Origin of the sequence: Pseudoalteromonas sp. APAL1 (assembly GCF_021532475.1) — a bacterium.
Classification (GTDB): domain Bacteria; phylum Pseudomonadota; class Gammaproteobacteria; order Enterobacterales; family Alteromonadaceae; genus Pseudoalteromonas; species Pseudoalteromonas lipolytica_C.
On record NZ_JAKGAW010000001.1, the window covers coordinates 228123 to 248248 of the forward strand.

Consider the following 20126-nt stretch of genomic DNA (forward strand, 5'->3'; position numbering starts at 1 on the left):
TAAATAAAGCCGCTAATTGCGGCTTTATTTATCAAGCAGGCTCGTGCTTTGCTAAATCAACTTCAGCAACCGTTTGATTTTTACCTTGCGATTTAGCACGGTAAAGTCGCTTATCAGCAATGTTTAAGCAGTGATCAACACTCTCATCTGGCACGCGTTGGTATAAGCCAATACTTAAGGTGACATGAAAACGATGCTGACCACTAGTGAATGGCTTTTCAGCGAGCTTTTTATGAATGTTGTCTGCAACTTGGTAGGCCCGTTGTTCATTCCCCGCAGGAATAACAATTAAAAACTCTTCGCCGCCCCAACGGGAAATGACATCTTCTTCTGTGCACACTTTATTAAATACATCAGCGAAAAATATTAGCACCTCATCGCCTACTTGATGACCATAGGTGTCGTTGATTTGTTTAAAGTTATCAACATCCATCAGCAAGAACACAGCCCCTTCGCCAAAGCGTTTATCTTGTAAGCACTCAGTTGCAAAACGACGATTTACAAGTTCAGTCATTGCATCATAGCGTGCAAGCTTTTGATTAATTTTAAGTTGCTTCATTAACTCTAAACTGTATTTGTTGCGGTAATATTCGTAGAAGCCACCCAAAATACATAAAATAGAGAAGCACAGCATGACCCGCGTTGGAAAGTAATGACTTGAATAACTGTAATAACCAAATTGATCGGTAAAATAGAAAAGCACTGAGATAATAATGGCAAGCAGGATAAGATCGAACGCTCCGCGCTTTAAGCCACGAATAAAAAATGTTACTGGGGATACAATAAATAGCCATAACGGCCCTGTGCCATTACTGCCACCCGAGACAGTTAAGAAGCACATCATTGCATAAAGTGCGTACAGCATGAGTACTGAAATAAATTGATCACGCCCCTTTATTAAAAAAGGCAAAGCAAAAATAACAACGCCAACAATTAATAAATAACTTAATGCGATGTAGCCATCTTGATAACTTGTGACCGACATCAACAAAGAGGTCACTGCACCAATAAATGCAAATACGCGTAAGAATCGCGCTTTATCTCTCTCGCTTGCATTCACAGTATCAATCACAATTTCACCTTAGATTCCTTGCTCAACCTCAATAACTTTAACACAAATATTTAAATTAGAAGGAATTTGCCAGTACTAAAGCAATTAAAAAGAAAAAAGTATGAAAAAAATGGACATAAAAAAACGAGCCATTTGAGGCTCGTTTTTAATTTAAACTAAAGGTTATTATTCTGGCTCATAGCCCAAATTAGGCGACAACCAACGCTCAGCTTCAGCAAGTGTCATGTTGGTACGCTTAGCGTAATCTTCAACCTGATCTTTTTGAATTTGCGCCACTGCGTAGTATTTCGCTTCAGGGTGAGAGAAATACCAACCAGAAACTGCAGCACCCGGCCACATTGCGTATGAGCTGGTTAGTTTCATGCCAATACGCTGTTCGGTATCAAGTAACTGCCAGATTTTCTTCTTCTCGGTATGCTCAGGACAAGCAGGATAACCTGGCGCTGGGCGAATACCTTGGTAGTTTTCACGAATAAGTTCATCATTCGATAGATTTTCATCTACCGCATAGCCCCAATATTCTTTACGCACTTGTTCATGCAAATATTCAGCAAACGCTTCTGCTAAACGGTCAGCAACGGCTTTAACCATGATCTTATTGTAATCATCTTGCTTAGCATCGAAGGCATCGGCAAGGTCATCCTCTTCAAGACCACCAGTTACCGCAAAAGCACCAAAGTAATCTGGGGTGCCTTTTGGCGCGATATAATCGGCTAAGCAGTAGTTAGCAAAGTCGTTTTTTTCAGTTTGCTGACGTAAATGACACGATGTAGTTAAAAGCGTTGTACGCGACTCATCAGTGTAAATCTCAATGTCATCCCCTACTCGGTTTGCTGGGAATAAACCAATTACACCAAGAGGTTGTAGCGCACCTGATTGCTCAAGTTCATCAAGCATTGCATTGGCATCAGCAAATAAGCTTTTTGCTTGTTCGCCGACTATTTCATCTTCAAGAATACGTGGGTACTTACCTGCAATTGACCACGTCATGAAATAAGGTGTCCAGTCGATGTACTGTCTTAACGTCGCAATCGAAACATCTTTAAACTCTGTGACACCTAGCTTTTTCGGCACAGGTGGTGTGTAGTTGTCCCAATCAAGTTTTACAGCGTTGTCGCGAGCACGCTGTAAAGTAACGGGTTTTGAGCGCGGCTTTTTACGTGCTTGTTGTTCACGTACTTTTTCATACTCAGTCTTGGTTTTCTCTAAAAATGCTGGCTTTAACTCTTTAGACAGTAAATTAGAAACCACACCCACAGCACGGCTGGCGTTATTTACGTAAACCACACCTTTATCATACTGAGGTTCAATTTTAACCGCGGTATGCGCTTTAGAGGTTGTTGCACCACCAATCAGTAGCGGTAATTCAAAACCACGACGGGTCATTTCTTTGGCAACATGCACCATTTCATCAAGGGATGGGGTAATAAGCCCTGATAAACCAATAATGTCGGCTTTTTCGTCAATGGCGGTTTGCAAAATTTTCTCTGCAGGCACCATCACACCAAGGTCGATAACCTCGTAGTTATTACATTGCAGTACCACGCCTACGATATTTTTACCAATGTCGTGTACGTCGCCCTTAACGGTTGCCATAACCACTTTACCATTGGTTGCGCCCTCTTCTTTTTCTGCTTCAATGAAAGGGTCAAGATAGGCAACGGCGCGTTTCATTACACGAGCAGATTTAACAACCTGAGGTAAGAACATTTTACCTGCACCGAATAAGTCGCCTACTACGTTCATGCCGTCCATCAGCGGGCCTTCAATCACTTCGATAGGCTTAGCTTTGCTCTTACGGCACTCTTCAGTATCTTCGTCAATATACTCGGTAATGCCTTTTACTAGCGCATGTTCAAGGCGCTTTTCAACAGGCCAAGTACGCCACTCTAAATCTTCTACTTTCTCTGCTTGCGCCATACCTGAGTATTTTGGTGCAAGTTCAACAAGTCGCTCACCAGCACCTGGGTCGGTATTGAGGATCACATCTTCTACAGCTTTTCGCAGCTCTTCGGGGATATCGTCGTAAACCGCTAATTGACCAGCATTTACAATGCCCATATCCATACCCGCTTTAATCGCGTGGTATAAAAACACTGAGTGAATAGCTTCACGCACTGGGTTGTTGCCGCGGAACGAGAACGACACATTCGATACACCACCCGACACTTTACAATGCGGTAAGCCTTGCTTGATTCGACGTGTACCTTCGATAAACTCAACAGCGTAGTTATCGTGCTCTTCAATGCCCGTTGCGACAGCAAAAATGTTCGGGTCAAAAATAATGTCTTCTGGTGGAAAGCCAATATCATCAACGAGTATTTTGTAGCTACGCTGACAAATCTCGAACTTACGATCAGCAGTTTCGGCTTGTCCTTTTTCATCAAACGCCATAACAACCGCAGCAGCGCCAAAGCGCTTAATTAGCTTAGCTTGGCGGATGAATGGCTCTTCACCTTCTTTAAGTGAAATTGAGTTAACAATGGCTTTGCCTTGAATACACTTTAAGCCAGCTTCAATCACATCCCATTTCGATGAGTCGACCATGATAGGTACTTTTGAGATATCAGGCTCTGAGGCAATTAAGTTTAAAAATTTTACCATCGCCGCTTTTGAGTCCAACATGGCTTCATCCATGTTGATATCAATCACTTGCGCGCCATTTTCTACTTGTTCACGGGCAACATCGAGAGCGGTCTCGTAATCTTCTTCCATGATCAAGCGCTTAAACTTAGCCGAGCCAGTTACATTGGTACGCTCACCGACGTTAGTAAATACAGCAATTTGGTCAGTCATGTCGGTTTCCTAGTTTAAGTTGCACGCTTCAAGGCCCGATAAGCGCATACGCACTTCAAGCTCTGGCAGTTGGCGAGGCTTAACACCACTCAGGCCTTTCGCAAACGCCTTAATATGAGCCGGTGTGGTGCCACAACAACCACCTACAATATTAATAAAGCCAGATTTGCCCCAATCGATAATTTCTTTAGCCATTTCAGGGGCTTCTAAATCATATTCACCAAACTCATTCGGTAAACCTGCATTTGGATGCACCGAGGTAAAGGTTTCACAAACGCGCGATAGCTCTTCAACATACTGGCGCAGTAAGTCTGGGCCAAGGGCGCAGTTGAGGCCAATTGAGAGCGGTTTAATATGGCGAATAGAGTTATAAAATGCTTCGGTGGTTTGTCCTGATAAAGTACGACCAGAGGCATCGGTAATGGTGCCTGAGATCATCACAGGCAAACTACGACCAGCTTGCTCGAAAGCTTCTTCTACGGCAAACGAAGCGGCTTTTGCATTAAGCGTATCAAAGATGGTTTCAATCAAAATAAGGTCTGCGCCACCTTCCATCAGTGCCAGTGTCGACTCAACATACGCAGCCACCAGCTTATCAAAATTGATATTGCGATAACCTGGGTCATTTACATCTGGTGAAATAGAGCAGGTTTTTGACGTTGGCCCAAGCACCCCCGCTACATAACGCGGTTTACTTGGATCTTTTGCTTCAAACTCATCACATACGCCGCGCGCAAGTTTCGCTGATTCGAGGTTGATTTCGCGACTAAGACTCGCCATATCATAATCTTCCATCGAAATAGTCGTGGCATTAAAGGTATTGGTTTCGATGATATCGGCACCGGCTTCTAAGTAAGCACGGTGAATATCAGCAATGATCTTTGGCTGAGTCAGGCTTAATAAGTCATTATTGCCCTTAATAAGTACATGCCAGTCTTTAAAGCGCTCACCGCGATAGTCTTGCTCTTCTAATTTATGTTCTTGGATCATGGTGCCCATCGCGCCATCGAGGATTAAAATTCGCTGTTTCAGCGCCTCGGTCAATTGTTCGCGTTTATTCACTGCATTACTCGGCATAGTTGTTAGTCCTTACGTCTTGGCTAACTAAGTTAATATCATACGGTGTAGTTTGGTACACATAATAGTTTAACCAATTAGAAAACAATAAAAAGGCATGACTTTGCCATGTTTTCGATGGTTCGTTATCAGGGTTATCATCTGGGAAATAATTTTCTGGTTTAGGTGCGTCTGCAGACTTCTCGCTATCACGCAGGTACTCTTCTTTTAAGGTATGCGCATCGTACTCTGGATGACCTGTAATATACACTTGGCTGCCAGACTTATTCTTAATTAAATAGGCACCAACTCGCTCAGAACCAGCTAACACCACCAAATCATCACAGGCAGTTATCTTATCAATATCAATATGACCATAGCGAGAGTGTGGCACTAAAAAGGTATCATCAAAGCCACGGGTGAGTGCTGCGTGGTCAAAATAGCTTTTGTGGGTAAATACACCACTTAACTTATTTGGTTTAAGTTCACGCTTAAGACCATAGTGGTGATAAAGCCCCGCATGGGCCGCCCAACACGAAAACAGCGTAGAGGTAACATGCAGCTCAGCCCAGTCTAAAATCACTTTAAGTTCATCCCAATAGACAACATCGTCATACTCTAAATGTGCAAGCGGCGCACCTGTGATGATCATGGCATCGTAGTTATTGTCTTTTACCTCAGAAAAATAACGATAAAACGTATCTAAGTGCTGCTCAGAGTTACTACTGCTGCGGTGGGTATCTAAGCGCAACAGCTCAACATTAACTTGTAGCGGTGAGTTAGCTAGTAAGCGAATAAACTGCACCTCGGTTTCTACTTTGTTTGGCATTAAGTTTAAGATGGCCAAACGCATTGGGCGAATCTCTTGCGTTTTCGCACGGCTTTTTGGCATTACAAACACGTTTTCCTGACGTAACTTTGCAATAGCTGGCAATTCATCTTTTACTGTAATGGGCATAGCGGGCTCCGAGCATACATATTAGAGTGCTAATTATGAACGGATAGTTAGAAATTTCAACCTCTAGATGTTTAGATGTCCAAATGAAGTGATATTTCTGAGTGGTCATTAATTAAAATGTATGACTCTTTGAGTAAATAACACCTTGATATTAAGCCTATCATAAACGCTGAATTCTGTATTTTGAGGTAGTTTGGGTATACAATACTTGCTGTTAATTTTTATTATAAATTGAAGGCTTCTTTCATGGTGTTACCAGACAAGTTTATATTCTCGATGAGTCGAGTATCTAAGGTTGTGCCACCTAAGCGCACTATCTTAAAAGATATTTCTTTACACTTTTTCCCAGGCGCAAAAATTGGTGTGCTAGGTCTAAACGGTGCAGGTAAATCGACGTTACTGCGCATTATGGCCGGTGTTGACCAAGACTTTGAAGGTGAAGCTCGCCCTCAACCAGGCACTAAAATCGGTTACTTACCGCAAGAACCGCAGCTAGACGAGAACAAAACAGTTCGCGAAACAGTAGAAGAAGCGGTAAGCGAAGTTAAAAATGCATTAAATCGTCTAGATGAAGTATACAACGAGTATGCAATGGACGGTGCTGACTTCGATGCGCTTGCTAAAGAGCAAGGCGAATTAGAAGCTATCATCCAAGCACACGATGGTCACAATATTGATAACGTGTTAGAGCGTGCAGCTGATGCATTACGCCTACCACCTTGGGATGCAAAAATTGAACACCTTTCGGGTGGTGAGCGTCGCCGAGTTGCGATCTGTCGTTTACTACTTGAAAAACCAGATATGCTTATTCTTGACGAACCAACCAACCACTTAGACGCTGAGTCAGTTGCTTGGTTAGAACGCTTCTTACACGACTACGAAGGTACTGTGGTTGCTGTAACCCACGACCGTTACTTCTTAGATAACGTAGCAGGTTGGATTTTAGAGCTTGACCGTGGTGAAGGTATTCCTTGGGAAGGTAACTACTCATCGTGGCTTGAGCAAAAAGATTTACGTTTACAACAAGAACAGAAATCTGAAAAAGCACGTCAAAAATCAATCGCACAAGAACTTGAATGGGTTCGTTCAAACCCGAAAGGCCGTCAAGCTAAGTCTAAAGCACGTATGGCACAGTTCTCAGAGCTTCAACAAAATGATTACCAAAAGCGTAACGAAACGAATGAGCTATTCATTCCACCGGGTCCACGCTTAGGTGACCAAGTTATCGAAGTGAAAGGCCTGAAGAAGAGCTTTGGCGACCGCGTATTAATTGATGACTTAAACTTTGCAATGCCTAAAGGCGCTATCGTAGGTATTATCGGTGCCAATGGTGCAGGTAAATCAACGCTTTTCAAAATGCTAAGCGGTGAAGAAAAGCCTGATAGCGGTGAGATCATTGTTGGTGAAACAGTAGAGCTTGCAACTGTTGATCAGTTCCGTGGCAACATGGACGAGAGCAACACTGTTTTCCAAGAAATCTCAAACGGCCAAGACGTATTGAAAATTGGTAACTTTGAATTCCCAAGCCGTGCCTATGTTGGCCGCTTTAACTTCAAAGGTAACGACCAACAAAAATTCGTTAAAGACCTATCAGGTGGTGAGCGCAACCGTTTACACCTAGCTAAGCTGTTAAAAGCTGGTGGTAACGTATTACTTCTGGATGAGCCAACCAATGACCTAGACGTTGAAACACTACGTGCACTTGAGAACGCTATTTTAGAGTTCCCTGGCTGTGTAATGTGTATCTCGCATGACCGTTGGTTCCTTGACCGTATTGCTACACATATTCTTGATTACCGTGACGAAGGCCAAATTAACTTCTTCGATGGTAACTACACAGAATACGAAGAGTGGTTGAAGAAAACCTTAGGCGCCGAAGCGGCACAACCTAAGCGTATCAAATACAAAAAAATTGGCTAATTAGCTGATATTATAAAAGCCCCAGTTTAGGGGCTTTTCTATAACTATTAACTTTCATCAGTAATTATCAGCTGTTTTCTCTCATTCATTTCATATTGAACTATACTGTTTAGGCTAAAAAGTATGGAGAATAGAGACATGAATGAACGCAGAGAGTTTTCTAGGGTGCTATTTTCTTGCCCGGCTGTCCTTCATATAGAAGGTAACGACTATCACTGTCAGTTACTCGATTTATCATTACAAGGTGCACTTATCACTAAAAGTGATTCATTTTTAATACCTATCCATTCTAAAGCCGATTTAATTTTCACCCTACCCGAATCAAGTATTGAGATAAAAATGCAAGTTGAACTGTGTCATGTTGAACATCAGCATGCTGGGCTTCGCTGCGAACATATTGATATAGATAGTATTAGCCACCTTAAGCGACTAATTGAGCTAAACCTAGGTGATGAAGCTCTATTGCATCGAGAACTAGCGCATTTAATTCACGCTCCAGAGTAAACATCTGCTCAGAAATTCGCTATGCTGTAGCAAATTCAGCTATCCAATGAGCTATGCAGTTAAATCCCCATTTACCTTTGGTTTATCATCCTAATTATTCGTTTAGCTTCGATCCAAACCACCGCTTTGTAATGAGTAAGTTTGCTTATTTATATGAGCATGTGCAAAACCTTGGATTAATAAATGACAACCTAACTCAGCCGATGCTTGGCACGCCTGAGCCCCTTGAGTTAGTACATTGTGAAAACTACATCCACGACCTTTGGCATAATCGTTTAGATGAAAAAGCGATGCGCCGCATAGGCTTACCTTGGTCAAAAGAGTTAATGGCACGTACCTTTACCGCCCCACTTGGCACCTTACAAACAGCACGCTTAGCGCTGAAACATGGCATCGCTTGTCACTTAGCCGGTGGCACTCATCATGCGCATACTGATTTTGGCTCAGGTTATTGCATGGTAAACGACCTAGCGTTCACCAGTGAAACCCTGATAAAAAGTGGTGAAGTGACCAATATACTTATTTTTGACTTAGACGTTCATCAAGGTGATGGCACCGCAGCAATGCTCGCACATCAACCTTATGCTTATACCTGTTCGATTCACTGTGAAAAGAATTTTCCGTTTCGAAAATCGGCCAGCGATTTAGATATTGGTTTAGCACCCAATGTCGCTGATAGTGAATACCTAGGCGTTGTTGACGATACTCTGAGTTATTTATTAAACACCCTTAACCCAGATTTAGTGCTTTATGATGCAGGTGTTGATGTGTGGCAGCAAGATGGCTTAGGAAAACTTGATATAAGCTGGCAAGGGATAGCGCAACGGGACCATTTAGTCCTCAAGCGTTGCCTTGAGCACAATGTACCTGTCGCAACCGTAATTGGTGGTGGCTATGATAAAGACCATCGTCGTTTAGCGGCTCGTCATGGCATAGTAGTTGAGCAAGCTGCTCGTTTTTAATATCAGCAATGAAAAAAGGCCCGGGGAGAAAAAACCGGGCCTTTGCTACTGTAACATTGGGATATGTTAGCAACTTTCTTCTAAGTTAAAACAAGTAGCTGTGGAGCTACCGAATGGTAATCTAAAGCCATAGCAATGCTCAAAACCGTGATATTTACAATTGAAAAAGCAAACACTTGGCGCGCCCAGCCGCTAACATCAATATTGCGACGATAGCCACGAAGCGCCATTAGCAACCACCAAAAACTCGTTGTACAAGCTACAGCCATAAAGGCTAAACCTGTATAACCACTAATGGTTAATAACATCACAACCAACGCATACACGGCGATATATAAAACAATGTGATGCTTTGCCTTCTCGATCCCCTGCGCTACTGGTAACACAGGAATTCTGGCCGCTTGGTAGTCGTTATAACGAAAGATTGCAATTGCATATGAATGAGGCATTTGCCATAAACTAAACATGACCAATAAAATCACAGCACCAGCATCAAACTGCCCAGTTACGGCACAATACCCTACTACAGGTGGTACTGCGCCAGATAAACTTCCGACAAAGGTGCCGTACACAGAACGACGTTTCATATATAAGCTGTACACACCGACGTAAATGACGTAACCAAAAGTAGCAAATAAGAGTGCCACTACGTTGGTATACACAGCTAATAAACCGAAACCAATAACACCAAGCACGATGCCATGTGCCATAGCCGCCTTTGCTGACATTTCGCCAGTTACTGTGACGCGTTTGCGAGTGCGCGCCATGGCAACATCAATATCACGATCAATCACGTTATTGATCGCGCATCCTGATGCCACTACTAAAGATAACCCTAGCAAGGTTGCGATCATTAACCATGGGTCAATATCACCGCGAGAGGCTAGCAAGAATCCCCCCGCGACAGAGATCAAATTGCCCATGATAATGCCAGGTTTAGTGACATTTAAATAACGTCGAAACACTTCCTCGACTCCTCTAATTTTCAGCACAAACGCAATATTACGAAAGAAACTAGCTAGTAACAGACTGTAAGAACTGGAGACACAACCTCAAACTAACCAGCTCCTTTCGTAAATCTTTTTACCAATTACAAAGTAACTGTTATTAGTACATCATCATGGCGTTCGATTCGTAGATGATCCACACCGACAAACCAACCACCATCACGATAATTAAAGCACTAAAGATAAACGACAATGAACTTGCCTTGCCGTCTTCTGTTTTGAAGTTTAGGTGTAAGAAATATTTCAAATGCACCCAAATTTGCACAATCGCCATGCTCACGATGCACCATGCAGTGGTCGTTTTAGAAAACGAACCACCCATCACAGCCCAAAATGGAATAGCCGTTAAAACCACTGACAATACAAAACCAATTAAATAGTCTTTAACGCTGCCATGTGATTGCTCATTATGTGCATGAACTTCTAAGTTATTAATTACATGTGATTCACTGTGACTCATTACATTGCTCCCATTAAATAAACAACGGTAAATACACAGATCCACACCACATCTAAGAAGTGCCAGAATAGGCTTAAACAACTTAGGCGTGTCACTGTTTGTGGGTTTAAACCACGGCGCACAACTTCAATCATCAGGACAGTCATCCAAATAAGACCTGCTGTAACGTGAAGACCGTGTAAGCCCACCAAAGAGAAAAACGATGTTAAAAAGGCACTTTGCTGAGGGCCATTACCGTGCGCAATTAGGTGATGGAATTCATATACTTCCATACCAATAAACACAGCACCAAAGGCAAAGGTAACCAGCAACCAAGTTAGAGTAGCCGCTTTTTTCTGCCCGTGAGCAGAGATCATCGCAAAACCAAAAGTGATACTACTGAGTAGTAGTGCTGCGGTTTCAACCGCCACAAAATCAAGTTCAAAAATGTCTTTACCCGACACACCGCCAGCAGTGTTCATAAATAATACTGCGTAGGTTGCAAAGAATGATGCAAACAACAGGCAGTCAGTCATAAGGTAAAGCCAGAAACCAAATACGGTGTTACCACCTGTATCGTGGTGCTCATGGTCATGTGCATCGACATGACCGTGTGCGCCGTTTAAGGTGTCGAGCCCTGCAGAAATGGTACTCATGCATTCACCTCCTTCGTAGCGGCTGTATTGTGAGCCGTTTCTAGTTCAACAATTTCATCTGGTTGCACGTAGTAATCAACATCGCTGGTGTAACAACGTTTAATGAACACCACGATAGCACCCAGTAAACCAAAGGCCGCAAGCCACCAAATGTGCCAGATCATGGCAAAACAGAAGGTTGTTAAAGCTGCGCTCATTAATACACCTGCCGATGTATTTTTTGGCATATGAATTGGGCTATAAGAGGCTTCTTGCTTGTAAGCTAAGCCTTTTTCTTTCATGTCTGTCCACGCATCGATGTCATCAACATGTGGAATTTTCGCAAAGTTGTAGTATTGCGGAGGTGAAGCAGATGCCCACTCAAGAGTATGACCATTCCACGGATCGCCCGTTGTATCATCAAGTTGCTCGCGGTTTTTGAAGCTCACTACAAGTTGCACAACTTGGAACAGGATACCGAACATAATGATCACCGCACCGCCAGCTGCAATGTATAACCAAATGTTCCAATCAGGGTTGTTAGTGTGGTTTAAGCGACGTGTCATACCTAAGAAACCAAGTACGTATAACGGCATAAATGCCACGAAGAAACCAATTAACCAACACCAGAAAGATCTTCTGCCCCAGCTCTCGTCAAGTTTGAAGCCCATTGCTTTAGGGAACCAAAACGCAAAACCAGCTAAATAACCAAATACCGCACCACCAATGATGGTGTTATGGAAGTGAGCGATTAAGAATAAGCTGTTATGTAATACGTAGTCAGCACCTGGAATCGCAAGCAACACACCGGTCATACCACCGATAGTAAAAGTCACCATGAAACCTAAAGTCCAAAGGACAGGCACAGTAATACGTAATCGACCACGATACATAGTGAATAACCAGTTAAATAACTTAACCCCGGTCGGCACCGCAATAACCATGGTCATAACACCAAAGAAGGCATTAACGTTAGCGCTTGAGCCCATAGTAAAGAAGTGGTGAAGCCAAACAATAAAACCTAAAATTGAAATTGCACCACTTGCGTAAACCATCGACTTATAACCAAACAGGCGTTTACCAGCAAACGTAGAGATAACTTCTGAGAAAATACCAAATGCAGGTAAGATCAGAATGTAAACTTCAGGGTGACCCCATGCCCAGAATAAGTTGATGTACATCATCGCGTTACCACCTAATTCATTTGTAAAGAAGTGGAAATCGAGATAACGATCAAGCGTCAGCATTGCCAGTACCGCTGTTAAAATTGGGAACGATGCTGCAATTAAGATATTCGCCCACGTGCATGCCCAAGTAAAAATAGGCATTTTCATTAATGTCATGCCTGGTGCACGCATTTTAAATACAGTCGCTAAGAAGTTTACTGATGTTAATAAGGTACCCAAGCCGGATATCTGCAAGGCCCATATATAATAGTCGACCCCGACACCCGGACTGAATGACAACTCTGACAACGGTGGATACGCAACCCAACCTGTTTTAGCAAACTCACCGAAGAATAATGAGATATTGATTAGGATTGCACCGCCAGCAGTTAACCAAAAGCTAAGGTTATTTAAGAATGGGAATGCAACATCACGGGCACCAATTTGCAGAGGTAAAATGATGTTCATCAAACCAATCATAAACGGCATCGCCATAAAGATGATCATGATCACCCCGTGTGCCGTAAAGATTTGGTCATAGTGCTCTGGTGGTAAATAACCACTTGCACCGCCGGTAGCCATTGCTAATTGCAGTCGCATCATAATGGCATCCGCGAAACCACGGAAAAGCATGATAAGCGCAAGAATGATGTACATCACACCTAAACGCTTATGGTCAATTGAGGTGATCCAGTCGTGCCAAATCACGCCCCACTTTTTATATTTTGTTACTAAGCCTGCCACTAACAGACCTAAGACAGCAACAACCGTCATGGTAACCATGATAATTGGTTCATGAAACGGGATTGCGTCTAATGTTAATTTACCTAACAACGACATGATTATTCCTCGTCCTCGCTGTGCTTTTTATGAGCAGAGTGCTCTGGCATAGCGTGTTGCATTGCACCGTGAGAGCCATGCGCTTGCATATATTTCATTACGATTGAATGGAACATATCTTTATCTACGCTGGCATAGTATTTAACTGGGTCGTATTCACTTGGTTTTGCAAGTTCAACATAGCTTTGCTTAGTCAGTGCAGAGCCGGTATTTTTTACTTTGTTTACCCAAGCATCGAAATCAGCTTCAGTTGCTGTTGCAATGGCATCGAACTTCATTCCTGTGAAACCTGCACCACTGTAGTTAGCAGAGAAACCTTTGAAGGTACCTGGCTCATCAGCGATTAAGTGAAGCTTTGTTTCCATGCCTGCCATTGAATAAATTTGGCTACCAAGCTGTGGAATAAAAAACGAGTTCATGGTGCTTTCTGAGGTGATCTTGTACTGCACTGGCACATTGGCAGGAAAAACAAGCTCATTCACTGTGGCGATGCCTTGCTCTGGATAAATGAATAACCATTTCCAGTTCAAAGATACAACCTCAACAGTAAGGTGCTTACCTTTACCCTCAAGTGGTTTATATGGGTCAAGTTGTTGCGTTGACTGCCATGTGATCACACCTAAAATCGCAACGATAATGATAGGAATGGTCCAAACTACAGCTTCAATCTTGGTAGAGTGCGCCCACTTTGGAGCGTAAATTTCTTGATCTCGTCCATCACGGTATTTCCATGCAAAATAAATTGTCATGGCAATAACTGGAATTACAACAATCAGCATTAACACCGTAGCTACGATAATTAAATACTTCTCGTCGACACCAATTTGACCTTTTGGATCGAGTACCCCGCCTTTACAGCCAGACAAAGCCAGCACTAAAGACGCTAGAGCAATATTACAAAGGTTTCGAATTGACAAAGGAATATCCTACAACCTAAAAGTTAACACTTGTCGAAATAAGAACACGACGCTTTTCTGCAACAGATGCTACAGATATCCCTCGGCTGACTAACGAGCACGACAAATCGGCACGCTAAAAAGTGAGGGAGTTTAGGTTGGCTGACTGAAATTTGGGCGTAAAAAACCCACTAGGTGCTTAGTAAAGACAACTTAGAAAACAACTAAAATGGCTGAACTTAAGCAACAAAGCTTATTTACAGACAACCACTTACACGAGGAGGAGCACGACAGCCATGAGCGCTGTGTACTACTAAAGACTTTATCGTTTCACGCGCAGCGAAAGCCGCTTTACGTAAAATGACACCTGCACGACGCGCAGGGAAGAAATGGAAGACCAACCAGCATAAACCAATAAGTAATTGGCAAGACACAACAGGGTAAGCTAAAAAACTCAACACATTAAGCAACGGTGTTTCGTATAAAGCACCTTCGCTTAATAAGCTTCTAAGCCCTTGAGCATCTTCTACTGTGCCGTTGATTAGCATGGCTGAATTAATCAGCAACAAGGCTAAAACTGACATTAGCTCTTTACCAGCAAAAAACGCACGCGCAGCCAATTGCAATCTAGCTAAGCTAGACTGTTTGACACCTTGTGACTGACTAATTGCTCGCAAAACTCACGCCTTTTTATCGCTTTTACTGCATTTTGGGTAAGCGGCTTACCCTATTTTTAAATGCGGTAACATGATCTTCATCAATAAAGTTTCAGTAATTACTGAAATTTCGATGTGGAGTATAACAAAGTCAACAGACGGTACAAGTAGAAATTAACAGCACAAGGTTAAGTGTTGTTTAGCTAATTGCTAATGAGCTGTAAAAAAATTAATTTATCAAAGCTAAGTAGTTAAAATTAAAAGTGTATTTTATATAGCAAAAAGCAATGAACAAAAAGAAAATGACATATAAACAAGGATTAAACACACACTTACTCAGTAGCAATCAAAGCTTTAATACTGAACAAGGATTAGCCAAACCAGTTTAAATATAATATTCTACAAATCATCAAAACAAAGAATAAAAGAGATAATTATGCGTCAACATGCACTCGCAGCAGTCCTTTTAACATTAAGTACTAGTACACTCGCAAATACGATTGAAGACACCGTAGCGAGCGGCTTGAACAAACCTGCTATTTACTACGCCGATATAGAACCTTACTTAAAAAGCGCAGCAAAGCACCCAAGCGTTACACTAAAACAATTAGGCACCTCTTTCCAAGGACAGGCACTTAACTCTCTTAAAATCGGCACAGGCCCAATCAAAGTGATGATGTGGAGCCAAATGCACGGCGACGAAAACACAGCTACTGCCGCACTAATGGATTTTTTAAGCTTTATAACTGCCGATGAAAACGCACAATGGCTAGAAAAATGGCAACAGAAAATAACCCTTCTCATTATCCCTATGGTGAACCCGGATGGCGCTGCTGTTCAAACCCGCCATAATGCACAAGGTATTGATTTAAATCGTGATGCAAAAGCTCTTCGCACAAAAGAAGGGCTAATACTCATGGCTGCGGCAGATGCATTCAAACCTGACTTTGGCTTTAACTTACATGATCAGAATGCCTATTACGGTGCAGGTAAAATGGGAAAACAAGCCACCATTTCAGTGCTAGCACCCGCCTATAATGAAGCAAGAGAAGTAAATAAAAGTCGTGGTGAGGCTATGCAGTTTATTGCCCACTTAGCCAAATCGGTTAAAACAATGATCCCTGGGCACTTAGGAAAGTACAACGACAGTTACTCTTTCCGCAGTTTTGGCGATACCTTTTCAGAAAAAGGGATCCGAACTATACTAATTGAATCAGGCGCTTACCCAAACGATCCAAACCGACAAATAGCCCGCAAGGTTAACCGTGTTTTATATAAGAATGCAATCGATTCGTTAACTACGGGAGCATGGAAAAACGCGAAAATAGCCCAGTACCACGCCATTCCATTTAACGCTAAAGACAATTGGGTCGACTTACTAATAGACGATGTGACAGTAAATAGTGAGCTAGGTGATTACCAGATAGATATTGCAATAAACAACAAAGGACAGTCACCCATAATTAAAGAATTGGGTGATATAAGCAGTATCCGCCAAGGTTACACCAGTTTAGATGCAAGCAGCCTGAACTTTAAAGTAGGTAACAGCTTTGTTTTAAATGAGTCGTTAACGCTTACAGAAAGCAAATATAAAGAGCTTTTAATACAAGGGTATAGTTGCTTTTCTGGCGATATTAATATGCTAGAAAACGCCACAAATTGGCCAGTTTACGCATGCAAAAGTGTATTTACATCAATACCTTCACTTCATGCACCTGCCGCCTTTTTCTTACAAGCAAATGGCAAAAATAAGTACGCAGTCTTAGGGGCTGAGCTAATTAATTTAGATTAAACACGATTTAAAAAGACAGGCACTGTTAAAAGTGCCTGTTAAATCTCCAAATACCTTAAATTTGTAACCTAAAATAATAGCTGTGCAGGCAAAGCGCCCTATTAGCTTAATCTAATAATAAAAACCAATATAAAAGATTTAGCTTTATGAGAATTAAAAGCACAAATTAGCTGCAAGAGTTTGCAAAAAATAAAAGTCGAGAGAAAAAGATTAACTAGCAAGTAATAACTTACAGCTTGTTAGGTTACTTCGTCGCTTACGAGCAGTTTTACTGCAATAATTTTCAATAGCAGCTACTCGACCTGCAGCTCCATGAAATAAGTTTTCAAACTGAGTTGTTAACGTTAACCAGTTTTCCGGTTCGAAATTCAGCCTTTTAAGGATAGAAGGTAAATGATGTTTTATATATCCGGGCTTATCCGTACCAATACAACGCCCAGTTTGCTCCACAAGCAACAGGTATGACTCTAACTCAAAAGGTATTCCCTTTGATTTATACTTGTTCATTCCACCAACAAAACGAGCAAGTAGCTTAGGCTGCTTTGATTCCTTCACGCTTTGGCATCGTTTTTTAATACTAGTATAATCAGATTGCTCTGGGGTGCTCGCAGCTTTTGCACGAACGGGGTTTAAATCAACATATGCCATGCACGCTAAAAGCGCTGATTCATCAAGTAATGCTTGGCTCTTAAAACGCCCTTCCCAAAAGTGCCCTGTACACTCATCTTCTTTATTTGCACATCTGGCAATATACTCATTAAGCATTCGCATGAACCAACTAATGCTCGAAAGGCGGGCTCTGTATTCTGCAACCTCTTTATTTAAGAAGGCTTGTTGGCCGTCACTTAACGGCTCACCATGAAGAAATTTTTGACCTAAAGGCGTCATTTTACTGAGCTTATACCAGCGTAAAAGAATAGCCTTATCAGATAACCTATTTGCTTTTTTATCATCAACATAAAGCACTACATGAGTATGATTACTCATTACGGCATAAGCACACACATCAATACAAAATACCTTTGCGAGAACAAGCAGGCGCTCTTCAACCCATCCTCGGCGGTGTTCATATGATTTACCTGTGAGTGCATCTTCTCCGCATAGAAAGGCGCGTCTAACACAACGGGATACACAGTGATAATACTTAGTATTCGACAAACAGATTTGCCGCTTCCTTGCTAAAGCCATCGTCCACTCCTTGAACTGATAATTTGAAATGCATTAGCTGTAACTAAAGTGTAGACAAAATCTTTTTTGCCGCAAGAATAAGTTAATAGATAAAAGTGACTGTCCGTGTAAATGAGTTTTACTTTTAACTTCGTAATCCTATGCTTTTGCATATATAAAACCTTCGAATATGCATAATTGCTTTACTTTTCGCTAAATGATTTCCTGCTACCTTTAAGTAAAGAACCTAGTTTATGAGGTATACAGTGAATAAATTAAATTGCTTGCTGATATTAGTACTGCTTGTCTTTTCAAGTGTAGGGGATGCTGGAACTGGTCTCGCAATTGATCCTAGTAAAGCCCAAGCGTACACTCCCGCCCCTGAAAACTTAAAAGCTCGAGAACGTTTTCAAGATAATAAGTTTGGCATCTTTTTACACTGGGGACTATACAGTCAGCTTGGTGGTGTAGGAAGCCCCTATGGAGCCGAGTGGATCATGGAAGATTTACGTATTTCAGGCCCTAAGTATCAGCGTTTGGCTGAGTTTTTTAACCCAACTGGTTTCGATGCAGAACAGTGGGTTAAGGCGTTTAAAGATGCTGGAGCAAAGTATATTGTTATTACTTCAAAGCATCATGATGGGTTTGCTATGTACGATAGTAAAGTATCTAATTTTGATATAGTCGATAGTACACCTTATAAAAAAGACCCTATAAAAGAGCTAGCTAATTCAGCTCATAAACATGGTTTACAACTTTTCTTTTACTACTCTCAGCTTGATTGGCATCACCCAGATTACTACCCATGGAGCCGAACAGGCCATTACACTAAGCGAGAAAAAAGTGGTGACTGGGAAAAATACCTGCAATTTCAAGATGCACAACTAAAAGAGCTTTTAACTCAATATGGGCCCATTGGTGGTATTTGGTTTGATGGTTGGTGGGACCAAGAAGACTCTAACAATTGGGATAACTGGCAACTACAACGCACTTATAAAATGATCCATGAATTACAACCAGCAACCTTAATCGTAAATAACCATCACAGATTTACTGTTCCGGGAGAGGATTATCAGGGCTTTGAACAACAGCTGCCTACTAATCAAGAACGATTAGGTGAATTACCTTTAGAAATGGCACAAACAATGAACGGTAGCTGGGGGTTCAGTTTAACTGATGATAATTACAAGACGACTAAAGAGCTCGTACAAACCTTAGTAAGTGCCGCAGGAAGAAACTCTAATTATTTACTAAATACTGGGCCTATGCCTAACGGCAAGATCCAACCAGAAAACCTAAAAACTTTTGCAGAAATCGGCCAGTGGCTCAAGGTGTTCGGTAAGAGTATATACGGTACTCGAGGCGGCCCTATTTCCCCGCAAAACTGGGGAGTTAGTACCCATAATGATGAGAGTATTTTTATTCATATTCTTAACTGGCAAGCAGATACATTAAGCATTGAGCTTGCAACTCCCATCAAGTATGCAGCTAATTTAAGAACTTCAAAACCAGTTAACTTTAAACAATTTGAGGGCGCAATTACTTTAGAAGATTTGCAGTTTGATAATGAAGAATACGTTCAAGTCATCGAGTTAAAGTTAAATGATTAACTTCTTAAGAGCTAAGGCTTAAAATCAAATATGATTGTCTAAGTAAAATATATTTAACAGTGACTGTCCTTGTAAAATTTAGGCATTAAAAAAGCGCCTCAGGGCGCTTTTTCGTGGTTAAAGAATTTGATTCTCTTTCCAAGCTTGTTCTTTTGCCATGCGCTTTTTGCGCTTATCACACGGGTCGTCGCAGTCGCAGGCTTTGTCGATACCAACAGCACCTAGGCCGCCACAACTACTGGCCATAGATTTCTTTTGCACAATCATACCGACAGCCATCGCTGCCACAATTAAAATAAGTAGACCAAATGTAAGAAGAAAAAGTGACATTGCTTTGCCCCTATCGTCAGCAATTAAATCAAGCCCAACCTGTTGGGCTGTATGTATTATATACCCAAACCACCTCAAGGTGCGAGTTTCAGTTGGAATTAAAAGCGATTTAGGCAAGGCATTGATTGCAAGCAATAGTGGTTCTATTGTTAAAATCAATAACGCAGTATAAATCGCTTTTAAACCAACCCTTTGGGCGCTTCACAGGCGCTTAGTCTCATCGTTGTTACTTCTTAAAAGGGACTGCCATTGTTGCAAAGTAACGCCTTGATATTAAACACCTGTGAAACGCTGAATTCTGCATCTTGAGATGGCTTGGG

Annotated in this window: 17 protein-coding genes; 5 read left to right on the plus strand and 12 right to left on the minus strand. The window is 41.8% G+C overall.

Translation table 11 applies throughout. From position 1 onward, the window contains the following. Positions 1 to 31: 31 nt before the first annotated feature. The 4 genes from L1264_RS21485 to L1264_RS01115 all read right to left on the minus strand — a co-directional run bounded on the left by L1264_RS21485 (position 32) and on the right by L1264_RS01115 (position 5882). Positions 32 to 1072: a GGDEF domain-containing protein gene (locus tag L1264_RS21485; RefSeq protein WP_138557292.1), complete on the minus strand. Its 1041-nt coding sequence runs from the start codon at positions 1070 to 1072 to the stop codon at positions 32 to 34. A gap of 165 nt (positions 1073 to 1237) precedes the next feature. Beyond that, entirely contained in the window at positions 1238 to 3868 is a 2631-nt protein-coding gene (gene metH / locus L1264_RS01105) for a methionine synthase (RefSeq protein WP_138557291.1), read from the minus strand. A 9-nt stretch (positions 3869 to 3877) separates the two neighbouring features. Next, positions 3878 to 4945 carry a homocysteine S-methyltransferase family protein gene (locus tag L1264_RS01110; protein ID WP_138557290.1) on the minus strand — a complete coding sequence of 356 codons (1068 nt, stop codon included), beginning with the start codon at positions 4943 to 4945 and terminating at the stop codon, positions 3878 to 3880. Next, the gene (locus L1264_RS01115; protein ID WP_199527260.1) at positions 4935 to 5882 is read right to left on the minus strand and encodes a homoserine O-succinyltransferase; all 948 of its coding nucleotides are present in this window, start codon (positions 5880 to 5882) and stop codon (positions 4935 to 4937) included. Before L1264_RS01115 ends, L1264_RS01110 begins: the two co-directional genes overlap by 11 nt. Positions 5883 to 6128: 246 nt before the next feature. On the opposite strand from L1264_RS01115, the gene ettA reads away from it, so the two are divergent. The 3 genes from ettA (at position 6129) to L1264_RS01130 (ending at position 9268) form a co-directional block, all read left to right on the plus strand. Beyond that, on the plus strand, positions 6129 to 7802 hold the full coding sequence (gene ettA, locus L1264_RS01120; RefSeq protein ID WP_135923751.1) for an energy-dependent translational throttle protein EttA: 1674 nt from the start codon (positions 6129 to 6131) through the stop codon (positions 7800 to 7802). Positions 7803 to 7940: 138 nt separating this feature from the next. Next, entirely contained in the window at positions 7941 to 8306 is a 366-nt protein-coding gene (locus tag L1264_RS01125; protein ID WP_135923750.1) for a PilZ domain-containing protein, read from the plus strand. 53 nt (positions 8307 to 8359) lie between these two features. Then, positions 8360 to 9268, plus strand: a complete 909-nt coding sequence (locus L1264_RS01130) for a histone deacetylase family protein (RefSeq protein ID WP_235403574.1) — start codon at positions 8360 to 8362, stop codon at positions 9266 to 9268. Between the two features lie 80 nt (positions 9269 to 9348). Here the strand turns inward: L1264_RS01130 and cyoE are convergent, their stop codons facing one another. From cyoE to L1264_RS01160, 6 genes are all read right to left on the minus strand, one after another. Further along, positions 9349 to 10233 (minus strand): heme o synthase, encoded by an 885-nt coding sequence (cyoE, locus tag L1264_RS01135; RefSeq protein WP_054554292.1) that lies wholly within the window; start codon positions 10231 to 10233, stop codon positions 9349 to 9351. A 142-nt stretch (positions 10234 to 10375) separates the two neighbouring features. Continuing rightward, complete coding sequence (cyoD, locus tag L1264_RS01140) at positions 10376 to 10735, minus strand: cytochrome o ubiquinol oxidase subunit IV (RefSeq protein ID WP_199527262.1); 360 nt, start codon at positions 10733 to 10735, stop codon at positions 10376 to 10378. Continuing rightward, positions 10735 to 11370, minus strand: coding sequence for a cytochrome o ubiquinol oxidase subunit III (cyoC, locus tag L1264_RS01145; RefSeq protein WP_054562296.1), 636 nt, complete (start codon positions 11368 to 11370; stop codon positions 10735 to 10737). The genes cyoD and cyoC overlap by 1 nt, the downstream gene beginning before the upstream one ends. Continuing rightward, the gene (cyoB, locus tag L1264_RS01150; protein WP_054554289.1) at positions 11367 to 13355 is read right to left on the minus strand and encodes a cytochrome o ubiquinol oxidase subunit I; all 1989 of its coding nucleotides are present in this window, start codon (positions 13353 to 13355) and stop codon (positions 11367 to 11369) included. Before cyoB ends, cyoC begins: the two co-directional genes overlap by 4 nt. A 2-nt stretch (positions 13356 to 13357) precedes the next feature. Next, positions 13358 to 14272: a ubiquinol oxidase subunit II gene (gene cyoA, locus L1264_RS01155; RefSeq protein ID WP_199527264.1), complete on the minus strand. Its 915-nt coding sequence runs from the start codon at positions 14270 to 14272 to the stop codon at positions 13358 to 13360. Positions 14273 to 14508: 236 nt separating this feature from the next. Beyond that, positions 14509 to 14928: a hypothetical protein gene (locus L1264_RS01160; protein WP_135923745.1), complete on the minus strand. Its 420-nt coding sequence runs from the start codon at positions 14926 to 14928 to the stop codon at positions 14509 to 14511. 415 nt (positions 14929 to 15343) lie between these two features. Between L1264_RS01160 and L1264_RS01165 the strand changes: the two genes are divergently transcribed. Further along, positions 15344 to 16699, plus strand: a complete 1356-nt coding sequence (locus tag L1264_RS01165; RefSeq protein WP_199527265.1) for a M14 family zinc carboxypeptidase — start codon at positions 15344 to 15346, stop codon at positions 16697 to 16699. A gap of 210 nt (positions 16700 to 16909) precedes the next feature. Here L1264_RS01165 and L1264_RS01170 read toward each other — a convergent pair whose 3' ends face one another. Next, positions 16910 to 17887 (minus strand): transposase, encoded by a 978-nt coding sequence (locus tag L1264_RS01170; protein ID WP_138557286.1) that lies wholly within the window; start codon positions 17885 to 17887, stop codon positions 16910 to 16912. A gap of 245 nt (positions 17888 to 18132) precedes the next feature. Between L1264_RS01170 and L1264_RS01175 the strand changes: the two genes are divergently transcribed. Beyond that, positions 18133 to 19476: an alpha-L-fucosidase gene (locus L1264_RS01175; protein WP_199527266.1), complete on the plus strand. Its 1344-nt coding sequence runs from the start codon at positions 18133 to 18135 to the stop codon at positions 19474 to 19476. Between the two features lie 117 nt (positions 19477 to 19593). On the opposite strand, the gene nqrM is transcribed toward L1264_RS01175, so the two are convergent. After that, positions 19594 to 19806 (minus strand): (Na+)-NQR maturation NqrM, encoded by a 213-nt coding sequence (gene nqrM, locus L1264_RS01180; protein WP_036966498.1) that lies wholly within the window; start codon positions 19804 to 19806, stop codon positions 19594 to 19596. Positions 19807 to 20126 lie beyond the last annotated feature (320 nt).